Consider the following 16,845-nt stretch of genomic DNA (forward strand, 5'->3'; position numbering starts at 1 on the left):
CGCAGACGCGCCGAACTGCGACAATCCGCGCGTCCGGAACCGTTACTCTAGCGGGAGAAACGGGCCTTCACAGGCGCGTAGTTGTCCCAGACCTGGCCGTCGCTGACCGAGCGCAGGAGCTTGACGTACTCGGCGTGGCTCCAGGCCAGGGGCGTGGCGCTGTCCGTTCCCTCGCCACGCGTGTAGCCATGGGCGCTTGGCGCGCCAACGCCATCCCACACCTGCTCGGGGATCATCAGACCCTCGTTGGCGAATAGCTCCATGGCCTTGACATAGGTGTCGCGGATCCTCCTGACCGCCGCCGCGTCGGGCTTGCCCGCGACACCGGCCAGGGCCAGTTCGTAGTGACCGCGCTCACCGGTGAAGATCGGCCACACGCGGCCGCGCTGGCCCGGACGCATCTGGCCGTCGGCCCCGTAGTCGGCGCCGGTCTTGGTGTCCTCGCCATAGCCGTCGACGCCGTAGCGCCGCCAGCCGGGGAAGGTCCCATCGACGCCCGGGAACGTGAAGCTGTAGCGGACGCGATAGAGGTCCTCCATCGCCTCGTCGTCCAGCTTGGGCAGGCTGGCGACAATGGCCGGGTCGTCGGCGCGCCGCACGCCGTAACGGACCAGCTCCAGGAAGCCGGCGTCCAGCATCCTGTCCTCGGGCACGGCGGCCTGGCCGTTGCGCTCCTCGACCGAGCTCTTGTTGTCCGGATCCTGGTCGCTGTTGAGACGCAGGTAATAGTGGCCGTCGCCGAACGCGCCCTTGGTCGTGACCATGCGGGCCTCGACCTTGGACGAATAGTCGTCGGCGGTCTTGCGGTAGGTCTCGGCCGACGCCGTGTCGCCGGCGGCCTCGGCGATGTCGCCGGCCACCACCAGACCCGCGATCACGGCGGCGGTCGTCGAAGGCGAGTAGCCGCCCTGCTCTTCCCAGCGCTCCTGCTGGGTGAACGGCGGGGTGATGGTCGCGTGGTTCCAGCCCAGGTCGACCTTGCCGCCCCTGACCAGGAAGTCGGCCGCCGGCTTCAGCATCTCGCCATAGAAGGTCTTGAGGTCCTTGTCGGAGAGCCAGCCCAGCTTCCACAGCTTCCAGCCCAGCATGATCGGCATGGCCGTCTGGTCCAGCTGGACGCCGACCCGATTCGGGCGTGCCGTCGACATGCGACTTCTGCAGGAACCAGCCGCCATCGCCCTTATTGCCGGGCGTCTTGGCTCCAACCTGCACCGTCGGCAGGTAGTGGAAGGCCGCCAGCGGCGTCTCCTTGTCGCCCAGGGCCGCCAGGGCCATGGCGCACTGGTAGAAGTCGCGCGGCCAGACGGCCTTGTAGCCGGTGGAGGACTCGGTGGCGTCGACCGTATCGCCCCACGGGTTGGACAGCGAGGCGATCAGGGCGCCGGCGTGGGTGCGATCCTCCTGGACCTTCAGCATCAGGGCCGAGGCCTGGACCAGCTTGCCGCCGTCCTCTGAGGCCTCGCGCAGGCGCGGCAGCTCGGTCAGCGAGGCCAGGTAGTCTTCCCAGCCCACCCGCGCGCCCTCGCCGTTGAAGCGGGCCAGCACCTCGGCGTAACCGGTCTTCAGCGTTGCAGCGGCGGTGGCGTCGGCGGTCTTGGCGTCCGGGCCGAAGCCGATGGCGAAGTCGAAGGTGGCTTCCTTGGCCACAGCCGGCAGCTGGCCGGTCAGGACGATGGCGCCCTTGGCAGAGGTAGTCGTGGCCTTAAGGCCGGCGAGCGCGTCATTGTCCTTCAGCATGCTGGCCGAGGCCTTGGCGAAGGGCTTGGTCCCTTTCAGGCTCAGGAAGGCCCTGCCCTCGTAGGCCGTCAGCGCCGCCGTCGAGGCCGCGCCCGTATCGCCGCCGCCGGTGTTGGCCATGTGCGGCTCCAGCACCAGGGTCGGGGTCACCGGCCCCTTCAGCGCCTTGACCGTGACCCGCACGAACAGGCTGTTGCGGTCCGGATCGGTGAAGATCCGCTTCTCGATGACGAAGCGACCCTGCTTGTCCGTGGTGGTGATCTTGTAGGCCGGCGACAGCGGACGGCCGGCGGCGTCGACGTGCAGATATTCGGTCTTGGAGGTCGTGTCCGCGCCCTCGACCGCCAGGCCCGTCGCGGTCTGGACGGCGATACGCATCTGCTTGATCTGGGCCTCGTGGATCAGGCCGTACATGGTTTCGGTCAGCACGCCGTCGGCGATCGAGAACCAGACCTTGGACACCGCCCCGGTCTTGCCGCCGGCCTTGTAGGCGCCGTCGACATAGGCCTCGTAGGACGCGCCGACACCCGTCTTGGCCGAATAGGCCCAGGTGCTCGGCGCGGCGGCATGCGCCGCGCTGGCGGCCAGGGCGGCCGAAGCCAGGGCGAGAAGTTTCAGGCTGTGCATGGCGAGGACTCGTCAGGCTGGAAGGAAAAGGAATTCAAGCCGGCTTGACGGCGCCAGGACGGGCTTGAGGGACTGTGTCACGGACCGCGAAGGTGGCGGCCGCGGCGATGGCGAGCGAAGCCGCCCCCAGCACCAGGGCGTAGATGGCCTGGCCGGCGAAGAAGCTCTTCAGCAGCAAGCCCAGCACCGTCGCCGCCAGCAGCTGCGGGATGACGATGAAGAAATTGAAGATGCCCATGTAGACGCCCATCTTCCGGGCGGGCAGAGCGCCGGCAAGGATCGAGTACGGGGCCGACAGGATCGAGCTCCAAGCGAAGCCGACGCCGATCATGCCGATCCAAAGCAGTCCCGGCTCGCGGATCAGCGGGAACGACAGCAGGCCCAGGGCGCCCAGGATCAGGCAAGCGGCATGGCTGACCTTGCGGCTGGTCGCCTGGACCATCAGCGGGATGACCAGGGCCGCCAGGGCCGCGACGCCATTGTAGACGGCGAACAGCACGCCCACCCAGTCCGCGCCCTCGTTATAGGCCTTGGACGTCGCGTCCACCGCATGGAAGTGGACCGCCGCCACCGCGGGCGTCGTGTAGATCCACATGGCGAACAGGCCGAACCACGAGAAGAACTGCACCACCGCCAGTTGGCGCATGGTCTTGGGCATGCGGAAGAAGTCGGACAGCACTTCGGAAAAGCCGTTGTCCGTGCGCCCGATCCGTTTGAACCGCGCGCCGACGACGCCCGCCACGCCGAACGCGAAGACCAGGCCGGCCAGGACATAGAGCTCCTTCTCCAGGCGCGCGCTCCAGACGATCAGGGTCAAGGCCAGGCCCGTCAGCACGCCGCCGACGCCCAGGACGACATAGGCGTTGACCGACGGCTCGGGCTCCTCGTGGGGCCCGAAGCCCAGCGCCTCGTGCTCGGCGACCTCGAAGGCGGCGAGTTGATCGGGGCTATATTCCCGGGTCGTGAACACCGTCCACATCACGGCCAGAAGCAGGCCCGCCCCGCCGGCGTAGAAGGCGATCCGCACCGCATCTGGAATCTGGCCGGCCGGAGCGGTGTTCGACACGTTGAGCCAGTTGGTCAGCATCCACGGCAAGGCCGAGGCCAGCACCGCGCCCAGGCCGATGAAGAAGCTCTGCATGGCGTAGCCCGTGGCCCGCTGCTCGTCGGGCAGGTTGTCGCCGACAAAAGCCCGGAAAGGCTCCATGGTGATGTTGATCGAGGCGTCCATCAGCCACAGGGCGCCCGCCGCCACCCACAGCGCGGGCGCGTTGGGCATGACGAGCAGCGCCAGGGTGGTGAGGATCGCGCCCCAGAAGAAGTACGGCCTGCGGCGGCCCAGACGCCCCCAGGTCTTGTCGGAGAGGTAGCCGATGATCGGCTGGACCAGCAGACCGGTGGCCGGCGCGGCGATCCACAGGATCGCCAGGTGGTTCACATCGACGCCCAGGGTCTGGAAGATGCGGCTGGTGTTGGCGTTCTGCAGGCCGAAACCGATCTGGATTCCGAAGAATCCAAAGCACATGTTCCAGATCTGCAGGATACTGAGCCGCTGCCTGGCCATCGGTCCTCCGCCCCGCTCCGACCGCCGGTTGCTTCCGACCGGTTCGCAAGTTTTTTCATAATTCGTCGTGGCGGCCATTTGCGCACGCGTCATCGCGAGGCGCAACGATAAATCCATATTCCATTGAGCTTCGTGCGCGCACGAGCGCCACTTTCACCCATGCCCCCCTTCAGAACACAGTCGGGTCCGCGCCAAGATTTGCAGGAGTTTTCACGTCAATTTTTACCGCGCCCGGCTTGCAAACCCCATGGAACGGCGCCTTATGAGCCTCTGAAAAAGTTTGCAGAAATCTTTGCAGCAACAACGATCAAACAGGGATGGACCTAGGGTGAGCAAGGGGGCGACGCGACTGGAAGACCTGGCCAAGCTGGCGGGGGTTTCGATCTCGACCGCGTCGCGGGCCCTCAACGACAGCCCGGCCGTCAACAAGCGCACAAAGCAGCTCATCTGGAAGCTGGCGCGCGAGATGGACTACCCCTTCCGCCGCTACATGCCGGCCGGCCCGATCGGGGCCGAGGCGACGATCGCCATCGTCACGCCCCGTCCGCAGGGCCGCGCTAGCAGCATGTCGGATCCATTCTTTCTGGAATTGCTGGCTGGCGTCGGCGAAGCCGCGCGCGAGCGCGGATGCGACGTCATCCTCAGCCACATCGCCCCGACCAATTTCGAGGACCTGTCCTCGGCCATGACCACCAGCCGGGCCGAAGGCGTGATCTTCCTGGGCCAAAGCTCACTGCACGCGGCCTTCAACCGCCTGGCCGAGACCGAGAACCGCTTTGTGGTCTGGGGCGCCCAGCTGCCGGACCAGAACTATTGCTCGGTCGGTTCGGACAACGTGATGGGCGGTCGCCGCGCCACGCTCCACCTGCAGCGCCTGGGCCGCAAGCGCATCGTCTTCCTCGGCGACACCGAGGCGCCGGAGGCCATGCAGCGCCATCGCGGCTATCTGGACGCCCTGGAGCACGCCAAGCTGGGCGTCGACCCGGACCTGATCGTCCCGGCCCACTTCGAGGTCGAGTCGGCCGAGGCCGCGGTCGACAGCCTGATCCATCACGACATCAAGTTCGACGGTGTCGTCGCCGCGTCCGACCTGATCGCGCTCGGCGCCATGCGGGCCCTGAAGCACGCCGGCCTGTCCGTGCCCGGCGACGTCTCGGTGATGGGCTTCGACAACGTCCCCTTCAGCCGCTACGCCAGCCCGGCTCTGAGCACCATCGCCCAGGACACCAACAAGGCCGGCCGGCTGATGGTGTCCAAGCTGCTCGACAGCGGCGAGCGCGCCAGCCGGTCGGAACGCGTGCCGACCGACCTGATCATTCGGGAAAGCTGCGGCGGCTAAACCCGTCGCGCAATCAGCCCAGCGCACGGCGGCATTTCGCCCTCGCCGCCCAGATTGACCCCGTCAACGATCGCCCACCCCTCCGGCAGCGACCAGGTCACCGGCTCAAAGCCCAGGTTGAAGGCCAGCAGCACCGCGTCCGCGCCCTCCCCGCGCAGGAAGATCAGCAGCGAACTGTTGGTGTCGACGAAGCTGATCGCGCCGGTGCGCAGGGCGGGATAGGCCTTGCGCAGGCCGACCAGGCGACGCGCCACATGCAGGGTCGAGGTCGGATCGCCTTCCTGGGCGTCCACCGCGAGCGGCAGATGCTCGGGGTCGACCGGGAGCCACGGCTCGATGGCCGAGAAGCCCGCGTTCGGCGCGCCGGCCGTCCAGGGCATAGGCGTGCGGGCCCCGTCGCGGCCGAGGGTCTGGGGCCAGTTGGCGATGGCTTCCGGATCCTGCAGACGTTCGAATGGCACATTGGCCTGGGGCAGGCCCAGTTCCTCGCCCTGGTAGACGAAGACATTGCCACGCAGGCCCATCAGCAGCAGCAGGCACATCTCGGCGAAGGCCTTGCGATCGCGCCCCTCGGCCCAGCGCGACACCGCGCGCGGCGCGTCGTGGTTCGAGAAGGTCCAGGACGGCCACCCCTCCCCGTCCTCGCCCGGCCACATGGCCGCGCCCTTGAGGATCATGTCGACGGTCAGCTTGTCGGCGTAGAGATAGAGAAAGCCATAGGCGCTGTTCAGCCGGTCGTTTCCGGCCGTGAACAGCTTCATCTCGCGGTCGGCATGATCGCCGCCCACCTCGGCCACCGAGAACCGGCCGCCCGCGGCGTCGGTCAGAGTTCGGATGCGCGACAGGAACTTCGGGATGTCGGCGTGGCTCTGGTTGTGGATCTTGTCCTGAAAGTCGAACGGCCGCGTACGCTTGCCGCCCGGCGGCAGCGGCGGGTTATCCGTGAAGGCCGGATCGTGCATCGAGAAGTTGATCGCGTCGAAGCGGAAGCCATCCACGCCCTTGTCGATCCAGAACTGGGTGACGGCCAGCAGGGCCTCCTGCACCGCCGGATTGTGCAGATTCAGCTGGGGCTGGCTGCTGAGGAAATTGTGCATGTAGTACTGGCCGCGGCGCGCGTCCCAGGTCCAGGCCGGACCGCCGAACACCGACTGCCAGTTGCTGGGCGGGCTGCCGTCGGGCTTGGCGTCGGCCCAGACGAACCAGTCGGCCTTGGCGTTAGCGCGGTCCTGGCGGCTCTCGGCGAACCACGGGTGCTCGTCGGAAGTGTGCGAGAAGACCAGGTCGATGATGATCTTCAGGTCCAGGGCGTGGGCCTTGGCGATCAGGGCGTCGAAGTTGGCCAGGGTCCCGAAGATCGGATCGACGTCGCGATAGTCCGAGACGTCGTAGCCGAAGTCCTTCATCGGCGAGGTGAAGAACGGCGATAGCCACACCCCGTCGACGCCCAGAGAGGCGATGTGTTCGAGGTGTTCGGTGATCCCGGGCAGGTCGCCAACGCCGTCGCCGTTCGAGTCGGCGAAGCTGCGCGGATAGACCTGATAGATGACCGCCCCACGCCACCACTCGGTATTCATCGATGTTTCCGCGCCGGGGCGAACCAGAACCTGCACTGTCACTATCGTCCCTCGGAAACGCAAATCATGTAGTCGAGCGGCTTGAGCTCGATCGAATAGCTGCCGGGGGCGCTCGCCGTCTTGGCGCATGCGCCGTGCAGCGCCCGCCAGGCGACGGAACCGGCCTCGACCGGGATATTGACCCTCAGCGGTTGGTCGCCGCTGTTGAAGACAGCCACCACCTCGGTCTCGCCCAGAATGCGCGAGAACGCCAGCAGGCCCAGTTTGTCACCGGCGACGCGGGTCACCTGGCGACCGTCGCGCAAGGCTGGCGTGGCGACACGGATCCTCGCCAGCTCGGCGATGCGGCCGTAGAGCGCGCCGTCGGTTTCGAAGGCCGACCTCGGCCCCTTGGCGTTCGAGCCGATCAGACGATTGTCGTTGTAGCTGGCCACCTGGCTCGGAAACATATCCTCGCGGCTGTCGGCATAGTCGCCGTCGCCGGTAAAGCCCTGCTCGTCGCCATAGTAGATGGTCGGCACGCCGCGCGCGGTCAGCATCAGGGCGTTGGCCAGGGTGACGCGGGCCAGCAATTCCTCGTCGCCGATCGCCGGCTTTTCCTTGATCGCGAACCAGCCGATGCGGCCCATGTCGTGATTGCCCAGAAAGGTCGGCAGTTGGCGCGCGGTCGCTTCGCCGCCCTCGTAGACCGGGTCGGCGGCGAAAATGCGGGCCAGGCGATCGGTCCCGGTCCGGCCTAGGGCGACGTCCGTCGCGGCCGACTGGAAGGCGAAGTCCAGCACGGCCGGCAGCCTGTCGACGCGGGTGTGACTGGCCAGGATCGCGACGTCCGGATCGAACACCTCGCCGAAGATGTGGAAGTTCGGGATGCCCCGGGCCTTCGCGCGGGCCAGCATGGCCGGGACGAAGGCTTGCCAGAACTCGGGGTTCACGTGGCGGGCGGTGTCGATGCGGAAGCCGTCGACGCCGAAGTCGTCGATCCACTGGCCGTAAACCTCGATGAAGCCCGCGACGACTCGTGGGTTCTCGGTGAACACGTCGTCCAGCGTGGCGAAGTCGCCCAGCAGCGAGCTCTCGCCCGCGAAAGTGCTGTCACCGCGGTTGTGGTAGTAGATCGGGTCGTTCAACCAATCCGGTTTCTTGGCGTGCTCCTGGCCGACCGGGACGTAGGGCGTATAGGCCCAGTCGGTCCGCTTGAGCTTGCGAAAGTCCTTGCCGTCGAAGCCGTCATTGATCGGCGCGCCCGCCACGCCGCCCTGGCGCGTATAGGGATAGTCGGCGACGCCGCGATAGGCGCAGCGGCTTTCGGGGCATTCCTTATACTGGATGACGTCCGCCGTGTGGTTCACGACGATATCCATATAGACCTTCAACCCCCGGGCGTGGGCCGCGTCGACCATGGCCTTGAAGTCGGCCTTGGTCCCGAAATGCGGATCGACGTCGGTGAAGTCGGTGATCCAGTAGCCGTGATGCGCGGCCGACTCGTGACCCGGCGGCCCCTGCACCGCGCGGTTCTTGAAGATCGGCGCCAGCCACACCGCCGTCGCGCCCAGGCCCTGGATGTAGTCCAGCCGCCGGGTCACGCCCTCCAGATCGCCGCCGTGATAGAAGCCGGCCCGCGTCGGGTCGAAGCCGTCGACCAAAGGCCCGAGAGCGGGCCCGCCGTGATCATTGGTCGCGTCGCCATTCTCGAAGCGATCGGGCAGGACGAAATAGATCACCTCGTCCTGAGGCTTGCGTAGACGATAGGCGTCGGGAGCAGCGAGCGCGCTGGTCGCCAGCACGCCCAGCGCCGTCACGGCCAGCAGCGTTCGTCGCCAAGGCGTCAAGGCCAACATCGCTCCCCTCCCGTGGCGAACGACAACCGCCACTGCAATTATTTGCAAGAATTTGCAGAACCAAGGACGCCCTGTCAATCCGTTCGATTGGATGGGTTTGCAGGCCACTCCCACCGCCCTTCACGACTTAAGTGGCGCTATAAAGCCACACCACGCGCCATTTTGGCGGTCTCAGGGCGTGACTGACGCTAGATTTGCAATTTTTTCGGGTTGATTACAGCGCGTTAATTTGCGGTAGTTTGCAGCAACGGCCAGATCGCAAATTTGCAAGAGCGCAGAGCCGGACAGGGAGGGAGCATTCCATGGACACCCAATTTTCGCGTCGCCGTGCGTGGCTGATGGCCGGTAGCGCCACGGGTCTGGCCCTGGCGTTCGCCGTGGCCGGCTCGGCCCAGGCCCAGACCCCCGCCGCCCCGACGACGCAGGACGACAGCAAGGTCGAGGAGATCGTCGTCACCGGCATCCGCCGCGGCATCGAAGGCGCCATCTCGCTGAAGAAAAGCTCGACCTCGATCGTCGAAGCCGTCTCGGCCGAGGACATCGGCAAGCTGCCGGACATGTCGATCGCCGAGTCGATCGCCCGCCTGCCCGGCCTGACCGCCCAGCGCCTGGACGGCCGCGGTCAGGTGATCTCGATCCGGGGCCTCGCGCCGGACTTCACCACCGCCCTGCTGAACGGCCGTGAACAGGTCTCGACCGGCGACAACCGCGGCGTCGAGTTCGACCAGTATCCGTCGGAACTGCTGAGCGCCGTCGTGGTCTACAAGACCCCGGACGCCGGCCTGATCGGTCAGGGCCTGGCGGGCACCGCCGACATGCGAACCGTCCGTCCGCTGGCCTTCGGCAAGCGCGCCCTCGCCGTCGGCGCCCGCTACGAGTGGAACGACATCGGCGCCCTGAACGCCGGCACCAAGGCGCACGGCAACCGCTTTTCGATCTCGTACATCGACCAGTTCATGGACGGTAAGCTGGGCCTGGCCTTGGGCTACGCCCACATGGAGTCGCCCTATCAGGCCGAGCGCTGGAATTCGTGGGGCTATCCCACCGACTCCTCGGGCAACCTGGTGATCGGCGGCGCCAAGCCGTACGTGCAGTCCAGCATGCTGAAGCGCGACGGCGTCATCGGCGTCCTGGAGTTCAAGCCCACCGACAATTTCAGCTCGTCGCTGGACGTCTTCTATTCGAAGTTCAAGAACCACCAGATCCAGCGCGGCATCGAACTGCCGCTGGTCTGGGGCGGCGTGCCGCTGACCGGCGCCCAGGCCTCGGGCGGCTTCGTCAGCAGCGGCGCCTTCAACGGCGTGAAGGGCGTGGTCCGCAACGACGGCAACGACCGCGACGCGACCATCAAGTCGGTCGGCTGGAACAACAAGTTCAACGTCGGCGACGACTGGACCCTGGTCAGCGACCTGTCGTGGTCGAAGGTCGACCGCACCGACCAGATCGTCGAGAGCTATTCGGGCACGGGCCGCTCGGGCGTCGGCGCGACCGACAACATGACGTTCTCGATGAACGACGACGGCGTGGCGATCTTCAAGTCGACCCTGAACTACGCCGATCCGAACTTGATCAAGCTGACCAGCCCGCAAGGCTGGGGCGGCGACATCATCACCGGCGGCCAGGACGGCTATCTGAACCAGCCGCACATCGAGGACGAGCTTAAGGCGGTCCGTCTGTCGGCCGCCAAGGCGCTGGACGACGGCCTGTCCAGCTTCGAAATCGGCTTCAACTACAGCGAACGCTCCAAGGGCCTCGTCAACGACGAATGGTTCCTGCGCGTGAAGGGCTCGCCGGCCAGCGTCGCGATCCCCTCGTCGGCCATCGTCGGCACGACCTCCCTGGCCTTCATCGGCATCGCCGGCATGGTCAGCTATGACCCGTTCGCCCTGATCAAGAACGGTACGTACGACCTGGTTCGCAACCCGAACGCCGACGTGCTGGTCAAGAGCTGGGACGTCGAGGAAAAGGTCACGATCGGCTATGTGAAGGCCAATATCGACGCGGCCGTCGGCAGCGTGCCGGTCACCGGCAACTTCGGCTTCCAGATCGTCAACACCGACCAGAGCTCGACCGCCCTGGGCGCCAGCGGCACCGGCGCGGGCGTCACCCGCGCCAACCTGTCGGGCGGCAAGACCTACACCGACTTCCTGCCCAGCATGAACCTGCAGTTCCACCTGCCGGCCGAGCAGACCCTGCGCTTCGCCGTCGCCCGCACCCTGGCCCGCCCGCGGATGGACCAGATGCGCGCCAGCACGCAGTACAGCTTCGACGCGGCCAAGGGCGGCAATACCGACATCAACTTCTCGCCGTGGAGCGGCACGGGCGGCAATCCGGACCTCGAGCCGTGGCGCGCCGACGCCTATGACGTGTCGTACGAAAAGTACTTCGGCCGCCAGGCCTATGTCTCGCTGGCCGCCTTCTACAAGGATCTGGAGACCTACGTTTACGACCAGAGCATCATCTACGACTTCACCGGCTTCCCGACTGGCGGCAACCCGGAACCGGCCATCCGCAAGGGCCTGGTGACGACTCCGCAGAACGGCAAGGGCGGCACGGTCAAGGGCGTCGAATTCGCCGCCTCGATCCCCGGCGCGCTGTTCACCGACGTGCTCGAAGGCTTCGGCGCCACCTTCAGCGCCTCCTACACCGACAGCTCGATCCACCCGAACCCGAACGACCTGAGCACCCCGATCCCGGGCCTGTCGAAGAAGGTCGCCAACCTGACCGTCTACTACGAGAAGAACGGCTTCTCGTTCCGCGTCAGCGACCGCTACCGCTCGAAGTTCCTGGGTGAGGTCACCGGCTTCGGCAACGGCCGCAACTACCGGATGGTCAAGGGCGAGTCCGTCGTCGACAGCCAGATCGGCTACACCTTCAGCGACGGCCCGATGGAAGGCCTTTCGGTCCTGGCCCAGGTCAACAACCTGACCAACGAGCCCTTCGTCACCTACCAGAACAACGACCCGCGTCAGGTCATCGACTACCAGAACTACGGTCGCACCTATCTCGTCGGCCTGAACTATCGGTTCTAAGCCGACCTCTCCTTCCCCAAAGAAGCCTTGGCGCCCCTGTCGGTCCTGCCCGACAGGGGCTCTTTTTCGCCTGAAGCTTCACCTTTCAAGCTCTCTTTAGGATTGAGCCGGATAGTGCCGCCCATCTGGGGGAGCGCACGATCATGCCGAGCAAGTCCATCCGTCTGGCCGTCCTGCTGGCGAGCGCCGCCGCCGGATTGAGCGCCTGCGCCACCCGCGACGAGGTCGCCGCCCTGCGCCAGCCGGCCCTGCCGCCGGTCGCCGTGGCCAAGGCTTCGCCCGCCCGGGCCTTCTATCGCAACGTCGCCGTCCAGGCCGTCGAGGGCGCGCCCGAGTTCCGCTGGTTCGACGGCGGGGCCGTCGTCACCACCCGTCCGACCCGCGTCCAGGTGGTCGAGAGCCTGACCAACCACCTGCGTCACGCCGAGATGCTGGCCCCCACGCGCCTCGACGCCGAGTACATGCTCTACACCACGTTCGAGGAGTTGCGCGGCCCCAACGTCTGGTGGGGAACCGACAAGCTAGCCTCGGCCCGCGTGACCTTCCGCCTGGTGCGCTGGCGCACCGGCGAGGTGGTCCGCGAAAAGACCCTGGAAGCCTCCTACGAGGCGCGCTGGACCGGGATCACGCCCGACGTCACCCGCGCCGCCATCGCCGGTCCGCTGGGCGTCTCGCGCGACCGCGTGCTGGCCCTGCCGGGCGGCGCCATCGGCGGCGTCGCGCTGGGCTACTACGTCAACCAGAACCTGATCGTGTCGATCTACGACGCGCCCTATGCCGGTCTGGCCGGCGCAGCCCAGGCCGCCGCCATCGGTGGTCCCAGCCGCCTGGGCCCCGGCTTCGACGCCGCCTTCAACACCGCCCTGGCCGTCGGCTCGGCCTCGGGCCGCTTCCAGGACCTGGAGGCCATGCTGGCCGGCGGCGTGATCAGCGCCGCCGGCGCCGCGGCGGGCCCCGTCCCGGCCACCCGCGAGATGTCGCGGCAGGGCGAGGTCACCACCGCCTTCAACGGCCGCGCCCGCCGCCTGGCCGCCACGCGCGGCCTGATGGACCTGGCGTTCGACCTCTTCATGAACGAGCTCAGCCACGACGGATCGGTGATCTACAAGACCGCCGTCTCGTGCCGCGCCCTGAACGGCGACAGCGACCGAGGCCCCTACCTGGCCGAGACCGCCGGCGCCTACGCCGTCGACTGCCCCGGCGCGCGCTACAACGACGCCAAGACGTCCAAGGCGTTCCCGAGCCGGTTCTAGGGCTTGGTCGCTTCGACCGCCTCGGCGGCCGGGGTTGGCGCACAGGTCCGCGTCACCTTCAATGAACCCCCGCCCGGCTGGCTCTTGTCCAGGTCGAGATCGACGGTGCGTTCGCAGCCTTCGTTCAGCACCTTGACCGCCTGGGCCAAGGTGACGGGATCGACGGCCATGCCGGCGCAGCCTGATTGGCAGACGACCAGCAGCAGGCCCGCCATCGGGCCGATGACGTGCTTCATGGGAAGCTCCTTGATGAGAGCGCCCGAAGTCTTCGGGCGAAGATTGGAAAGATCGAGAGGCGATCCCCGCGACGGCTAGATCTCGCCGCGATACAGGGCGGCTTCTTCCGCGCGACGGCGAGTGAGGCCGCGCAGTACGACGCCCTTCTGCTTGTTCCAGAGCCCGAACTGGTTGGCCGCGCCCCGGAAGTCGCCGGCCTTGTGCAGTCTCAGCAGGGTCGAGTCGCCGAAGCCCTCGGCGGCGTTGTTCGCATCGTCGTCGAGGCCGACATTGTAGGCGAACGAGACCATCGCATCGAACTGGGCCTGGCTCGTCGGACGACCGCCCAGCAGGCGCTCCACGCCAGCAGCGAACATCGCCAGATCGCGATCGAAGCGGGCGTCCGCCTGAGCCTGGGTCCAGGTCATGCCCACCTTGATGTCCCGCCCCGTCGCACCCCACCCCAAGGTCCAGACATCGTTGGCCGTGGGCTTGTAGGCCGTCAGCCGGCATTTCTCGTGCCCCCTCACCAGGGCGATGCAGCGCGGGCTAGGCGTCATGAACAGCCTCCGGCGCTTGTCGGTGCAGATTGACGAGCATGACGAACGCCACCCAGGCCAGCGTCAGCAGGAGCATAGTCTCTCGCGGCGTGGCGTGGACGCCGGTCCGCACGATCGAGAGCGCAGCGATGCCGCAGACGACCGAGAGGGCCAGGATGGACGCCCAGACGATGCCCGGCGCGCTGCACCAACTGGCGAACGCCGGCTTGAGCATGTAGGCGCGGATCGCCAGCCAGCCGCTGGCTAGGGCCGCGGCGGCGACGGCGACAAGGTCCATGATGCTCATGCGCCGCCCCCGGCCCTGTCTACCGCCTGCTCGGCCCATCGCAGCGCCTTGGGGAACAGCAACGGCAGCAGCTCCCAGCCGAAGACGCCGAACGCGAACGCCACCAAGCCGGCGTCACGCAACGAGACCCACGGGATCAGCGCCGCCACCCGGTCCGCGAAGACATAGGTCAGCAGCAGACCGGACAACAGCGCGCAGGCCACGTTCAGGACCAACCAGTTCAAGTCCTTGCGGGTGAGTTCGCCGCCGGATCGCGTCTTGATCGCGAACAGGTACAGACCGTAGAGGCCCGCGCCACCGGCGGCCATGCCGTATCGCCCGAGCAAGTCGGGGTCTCTCCAGGGCATGAGCACGCCCCTCCTTTTACGCTATGAGGAATTGGAAGGGGCGCCCGAGAACGAGACCGGAGCGCGGAGCGCTCATCTCCCCAGATTTTGGTTCGAGCGCTAGGGTCGTGGCCGATCACCAACCGTCAAGCATAGGCTTTCGCCGGCTTCAGAGTTCGTTGCCCATAATGGCGACACCCGAAGAGGCATTAGTGGCGCTGATGACAGTGTTCGCGGGCCAATTAACCTCGATGACCGTCACCATCGGGCCGGACGAGGCAAGACCGCCGCAAGGTATAACGACGCCATTGACTCTTAGACTCAGAAAAATGCTCGAACCCGATGAGCCAGAAATGATCTTTCCCACGAAGCTACGCCCCTCAGGAACAGTGTAAGCGACCATTCCATCATTGAGACCTGAGAGATTTGTGGCGACAATCTTGCCAGAACCCCGATTATCCATAAGCATTGGTTTTGTCCTGATTAGTTGAAGCGAACGCCGGTCATCCGAACGCCGATCTGACCGAAGTCGGTCAGGGCCGCAGCAGTATCGATCCCCTGCTGGATCATGAAGTTGGACAGACTGAAGTTCGTCACGGTGAAGAACTGCAAGTTCGCGGGATTGAGAAGCTGGATGCTTGAAGTGTCATACCCCACCATCCAATCGGTCCCCGGAATATCGACAAGGCGCTGCGGTGACCCGGTGTTGTAGATGCTCACAGCGGCCGCCACGGTTCTACTCACCGTTGGAACGGTCGCGGGATTATTCCCGACGATAGTAAAGACTTGCCACACGGAAGAACTTGCCACATAGACGAAATAGACTTCTCCTGCGCGGTTCTTGCTGAATTTGAATTGCGGGCGAGCGGAGGCAGGCGTTGTCGTCGAGAGGGCAAAAGACCCAGTATACGTCGACGTCACGCCACTGACGATATGGCAAACTGCCGTGCCAACGATCGAGCAATACAGAACGTTATTGTAGGCCGTGAAGGACATGGTGTTGGCGCTCCACGCTCCCTGCCCCGTCAGGCCGGTCGGAAGCGCAACGTCAGCCAAGGCGACCGAATTTATCGTGTCGTATCGCTTCCAGACCGAGCCGCCGACCTGGATGGCATAAAGAATACCCGTCGCCTGATCGTAGGTGGCGTTGGCGATGGTCGTTCCCGACCACAGCGTCGTTTCCGCGCCATTGAAACCACCCGCCCGGCGATACAGAGCGTTGCCGCCGCTGCCGTTAGCGTCGCAATAGTAGAAATTCCCTGCAGCGACGAGGCAAAACTGAAACGCATTACCGCTGAAGGATGTGGACACTGTTTGATAGACAGCATTGGCGGTGTACGGCGCCAGAACAATACTGGCATTTTGATTACTGACCGGAATAGCGTCGTCGAAGATCGTGACTCCCCCCGATTGCACCACCTGGTTAGCGGTCATCGACTGGAAACGATTGAAGATCGGGTTCACCGAAGTCGACAAGCTCATTGTCGCGTCCTTCGGGACGATCTCGAAGCCTGACAGATTGGTCGAGTAGTCGAGCGTACGGAACGCCGCGCCATTGCGGAGCAATTGAACCTTCCTGTTGCCCGGGTTCGACACATAGATGTCCCGGATCACGAAGCCATCGGTCGCGGGCAGGTCGAACAGCGTATAGCCAGCCTTGAGCTGGGTCAGGTTGAGACTGACGTTGCAGATTTCCTCAAGCGTATCGGCCATGGTCTAGAGAACTCCATGTTTCATCAGGAAGGCGACAGGAACTTCGGCGGCTTGGACGCCCCATTCGAAGTCGTAGTCGGAACTCGATTTCTTGATCAGCAGGCGGCCCTCTGGCGCCCCCGCGGGCGTCCCGATGCCCGGCGCGCCCGGGATGCCCTGCACGCCCGGAACGCCGCCGATGCTGATGTCCCAGTTGCTGATCGTGCCGCCCGCCGCCGAGATCTGGGTGACGGCGACCGTCAGCGTCGTGCCGGCATACCCGGTGCAGACGCCGACCATGAACCGGGTCGGATCGCCGTGCGCGACGGCGTAGATCGGCATGCCCTCGGCGAAGCTTTCGCCGGCGTCGACGGTCCAGGTCTTGGTCCCGACCGCGATCGCGTTGGACGTCAGCGACTTGGTCGAGAACGAGACGCCCGAGGCGACGTTCCGCACCTGGACCAGGGTCGCCGCGGCCTCGCTGGCCTTGCTCGTCGCGATCCCGGCCTGAGCGGCCGCCAGGGTCACCTGACCAGTGGCCAGCGTGACCTGAGCGGCCGCCAGCCCGACCTGATCGGCCGCCTGAGAAGCCTTGTTCGTGGCGGTCGCCGCAGAGGTGGCGGCGGCGGACTTGTCCGCGATCACCTGGACGGCGATGCCGTTCACCTCCGTCGAGAGCGCATTCGTCTCGGTCACGAACGTCGGCATCTGCCCGAGGAACGCGTCGGCGCGGGTGTTGAAGTTGGCGGGGTCGTTGGTTGAGGGCGGCGTTGGAAGCGCCGTGATTTGTGCGGGCAC

11 protein-coding genes and 2 pseudogenes are annotated in these 16,845 nt (G+C 66.1%); 3 read left to right on the top strand and 10 right to left on the bottom strand.

Annotation, left to right across the window (positions count from 1 at the left end; translation table 11 throughout):
- Positions 1 to 47 precede the first annotated feature (47 nt).
- Together ACHMW8_RS26310 and ACHMW8_RS26315 are read right to left on the bottom strand one after the other, a co-directional pair.
- A pseudogene (locus tag ACHMW8_RS26310) lies at positions 48 to 2,364 on the bottom strand (glucan 1,4-alpha-glucosidase).
- Between the two features lie 34 nt (positions 2,365 to 2,398).
- Positions 2,399 to 3,928, bottom strand: a complete 1,530-nt coding sequence (locus ACHMW8_RS26315) for an MFS transporter (RefSeq protein WP_395444271.1) — start codon at positions 3,926 to 3,928, stop codon at positions 2,399 to 2,401.
- Positions 3,929 to 4,245: 317 nt separating this feature from the next.
- Between ACHMW8_RS26315 and ACHMW8_RS26320 the strand changes: the two are divergent.
- Positions 4,246 to 5,267: pseudogene (locus ACHMW8_RS26320) on the top strand (LacI family DNA-binding transcriptional regulator).
- On the opposite strand, the gene ACHMW8_RS26325 reads toward ACHMW8_RS26320, so the two are convergent.
- Both ACHMW8_RS26325 and ACHMW8_RS26330 read right to left on the bottom strand, forming a co-directional pair.
- On the bottom strand, positions 5,264 to 6,907 hold the full coding sequence (locus ACHMW8_RS26325; protein WP_395444272.1) for an alpha-glucosidase: 1,644 nt from the start codon (positions 6,905 to 6,907) through the stop codon (positions 5,264 to 5,266). The pseudogene ACHMW8_RS26320 and the gene ACHMW8_RS26325 overlap by 4 nt on opposite strands.
- A complete protein-coding gene (locus tag ACHMW8_RS26330) occupies positions 6,886 to 8,682 on the bottom strand; it encodes an alpha-amylase family glycosyl hydrolase (protein ID WP_125158713.1) in 1,797 nt (598 codons plus the stop codon). Before ACHMW8_RS26330 ends, ACHMW8_RS26325 begins: the two co-directional genes overlap by 22 nt.
- A gap of 302 nt (positions 8,683 to 8,984) precedes the next feature.
- Here ACHMW8_RS26330 and ACHMW8_RS26335 point away from each other — a divergent pair, with 302 nt between their 5' ends.
- Both ACHMW8_RS26335 and ACHMW8_RS26340 read left to right on the top strand, forming a co-directional pair.
- Positions 8,985 to 11,714 carry a TonB-dependent receptor gene (locus tag ACHMW8_RS26335; RefSeq protein ID WP_395444273.1) on the top strand — a complete coding sequence of 910 codons (2,730 nt, stop codon included), beginning with the start codon at positions 8,985 to 8,987 and terminating at the stop codon, positions 11,712 to 11,714.
- 143 nt (positions 11,715 to 11,857) lie between these two features.
- On the top strand, positions 11,858 to 12,967 hold the full coding sequence (locus tag ACHMW8_RS26340) for a hypothetical protein (protein ID WP_395444274.1): 1,110 nt from the start codon (positions 11,858 to 11,860) through the stop codon (positions 12,965 to 12,967).
- On the opposite strand, the gene ACHMW8_RS26345 is transcribed toward ACHMW8_RS26340, so the two are convergent.
- The 6 genes from ACHMW8_RS26345 to ACHMW8_RS26370 form a co-directional block, all read right to left on the bottom strand.
- Positions 12,964 to 13,203 carry a hypothetical protein gene (locus ACHMW8_RS26345; RefSeq protein ID WP_395444275.1) on the bottom strand — a complete coding sequence of 80 codons (240 nt, stop codon included), beginning with the start codon at positions 13,201 to 13,203 and terminating at the stop codon, positions 12,964 to 12,966. The genes ACHMW8_RS26340 and ACHMW8_RS26345 overlap by 4 nt on opposite strands.
- 75 nt (positions 13,204 to 13,278) lie before the next feature.
- The gene (locus ACHMW8_RS26350; RefSeq protein WP_395444276.1) at positions 13,279 to 13,743 is read right to left on the bottom strand and encodes a lysozyme; all 465 of its coding nucleotides are present in this window, start codon (positions 13,741 to 13,743) and stop codon (positions 13,279 to 13,281) included.
- Complete coding sequence (locus ACHMW8_RS26355; RefSeq protein WP_395444277.1) at positions 13,733 to 14,029, bottom strand: hypothetical protein; 297 nt, start codon at positions 14,027 to 14,029, stop codon at positions 13,733 to 13,735. The genes ACHMW8_RS26350 and ACHMW8_RS26355 overlap by 11 nt, the downstream gene beginning before the upstream one ends.
- Positions 14,026 to 14,337, bottom strand: coding sequence for a hypothetical protein (locus ACHMW8_RS26360; protein ID WP_395444278.1), 312 nt, complete (start codon positions 14,335 to 14,337; stop codon positions 14,026 to 14,028). Before ACHMW8_RS26360 ends, ACHMW8_RS26355 begins: the two co-directional genes overlap by 4 nt.
- A 501-nt stretch (positions 14,338 to 14,838) precedes the next feature.
- Positions 14,839 to 16,068 (bottom strand): hypothetical protein, encoded by a 1,230-nt coding sequence (locus ACHMW8_RS26365; RefSeq protein WP_395444279.1) that lies wholly within the window; start codon positions 16,066 to 16,068, stop codon positions 14,839 to 14,841.
- A gap of 3 nt (positions 16,069 to 16,071) precedes the next feature.
- A complete protein-coding gene (locus ACHMW8_RS26370) occupies positions 16,072 to 16,845 on the bottom strand; it encodes a hypothetical protein (protein WP_395444280.1) in 774 nt (257 codons plus the stop codon).

This window comes from Caulobacter sp. UC70_42, assembly GCF_044056025.1.
Classification (GTDB): domain Bacteria; phylum Pseudomonadota; class Alphaproteobacteria; order Caulobacterales; family Caulobacteraceae; genus Caulobacter.

Bases quoted from the DNA above. Each gene is read 5' to 3' on its own strand.
- ACHMW8_RS26315 (WP_395444271.1), bottom strand. From the start codon at position 3,928: ATGGCCAGGCAGCGGCTCAGTATCCTGCAGATCTGGAACATGTGCTTT.
- ACHMW8_RS26330 (WP_125158713.1), bottom strand. From the start codon at position 8,682: ATGTTGGCCTTGACGCCTTGGCGACGAACGCTGCTGGCCGTGACGGCG.
- ACHMW8_RS26335 (WP_395444273.1), top strand. From the start codon at position 8,985: ATGGACACCCAATTTTCGCGTCGCCGTGCGTGGCTGATGGCCGGTAGC.
- ACHMW8_RS26340 (WP_395444274.1), top strand. From the start codon at position 11,858: ATGCCGAGCAAGTCCATCCGTCTGGCCGTCCTGCTGGCGAGCGCCGCC.
- ACHMW8_RS26345 (WP_395444275.1), bottom strand. From the start codon at position 13,203: ATGAAGCACGTCATCGGCCCGATGGCGGGCCTGCTGCTGGTCGTCTGC.
- ACHMW8_RS26350 (WP_395444276.1), bottom strand. From the start codon at position 13,743: ATGACGCCTAGCCCGCGCTGCATCGCCCTGGTGAGGGGGCACGAGAAA.
- ACHMW8_RS26355 (WP_395444277.1), bottom strand. From the start codon at position 14,029: ATGAGCATCATGGACCTTGTCGCCGTCGCCGCCGCGGCCCTAGCCAGC.
- ACHMW8_RS26360 (WP_395444278.1), bottom strand. From the start codon at position 14,337: ATGGCCGCCGGTGGCGCGGGCCTCTACGGTCTGTACCTGTTCGCGATC.
- ACHMW8_RS26365 (WP_395444279.1), bottom strand. From the start codon at position 16,068: ATGGCCGATACGCTTGAGGAAATCTGCAACGTCAGTCTCAACCTGACC.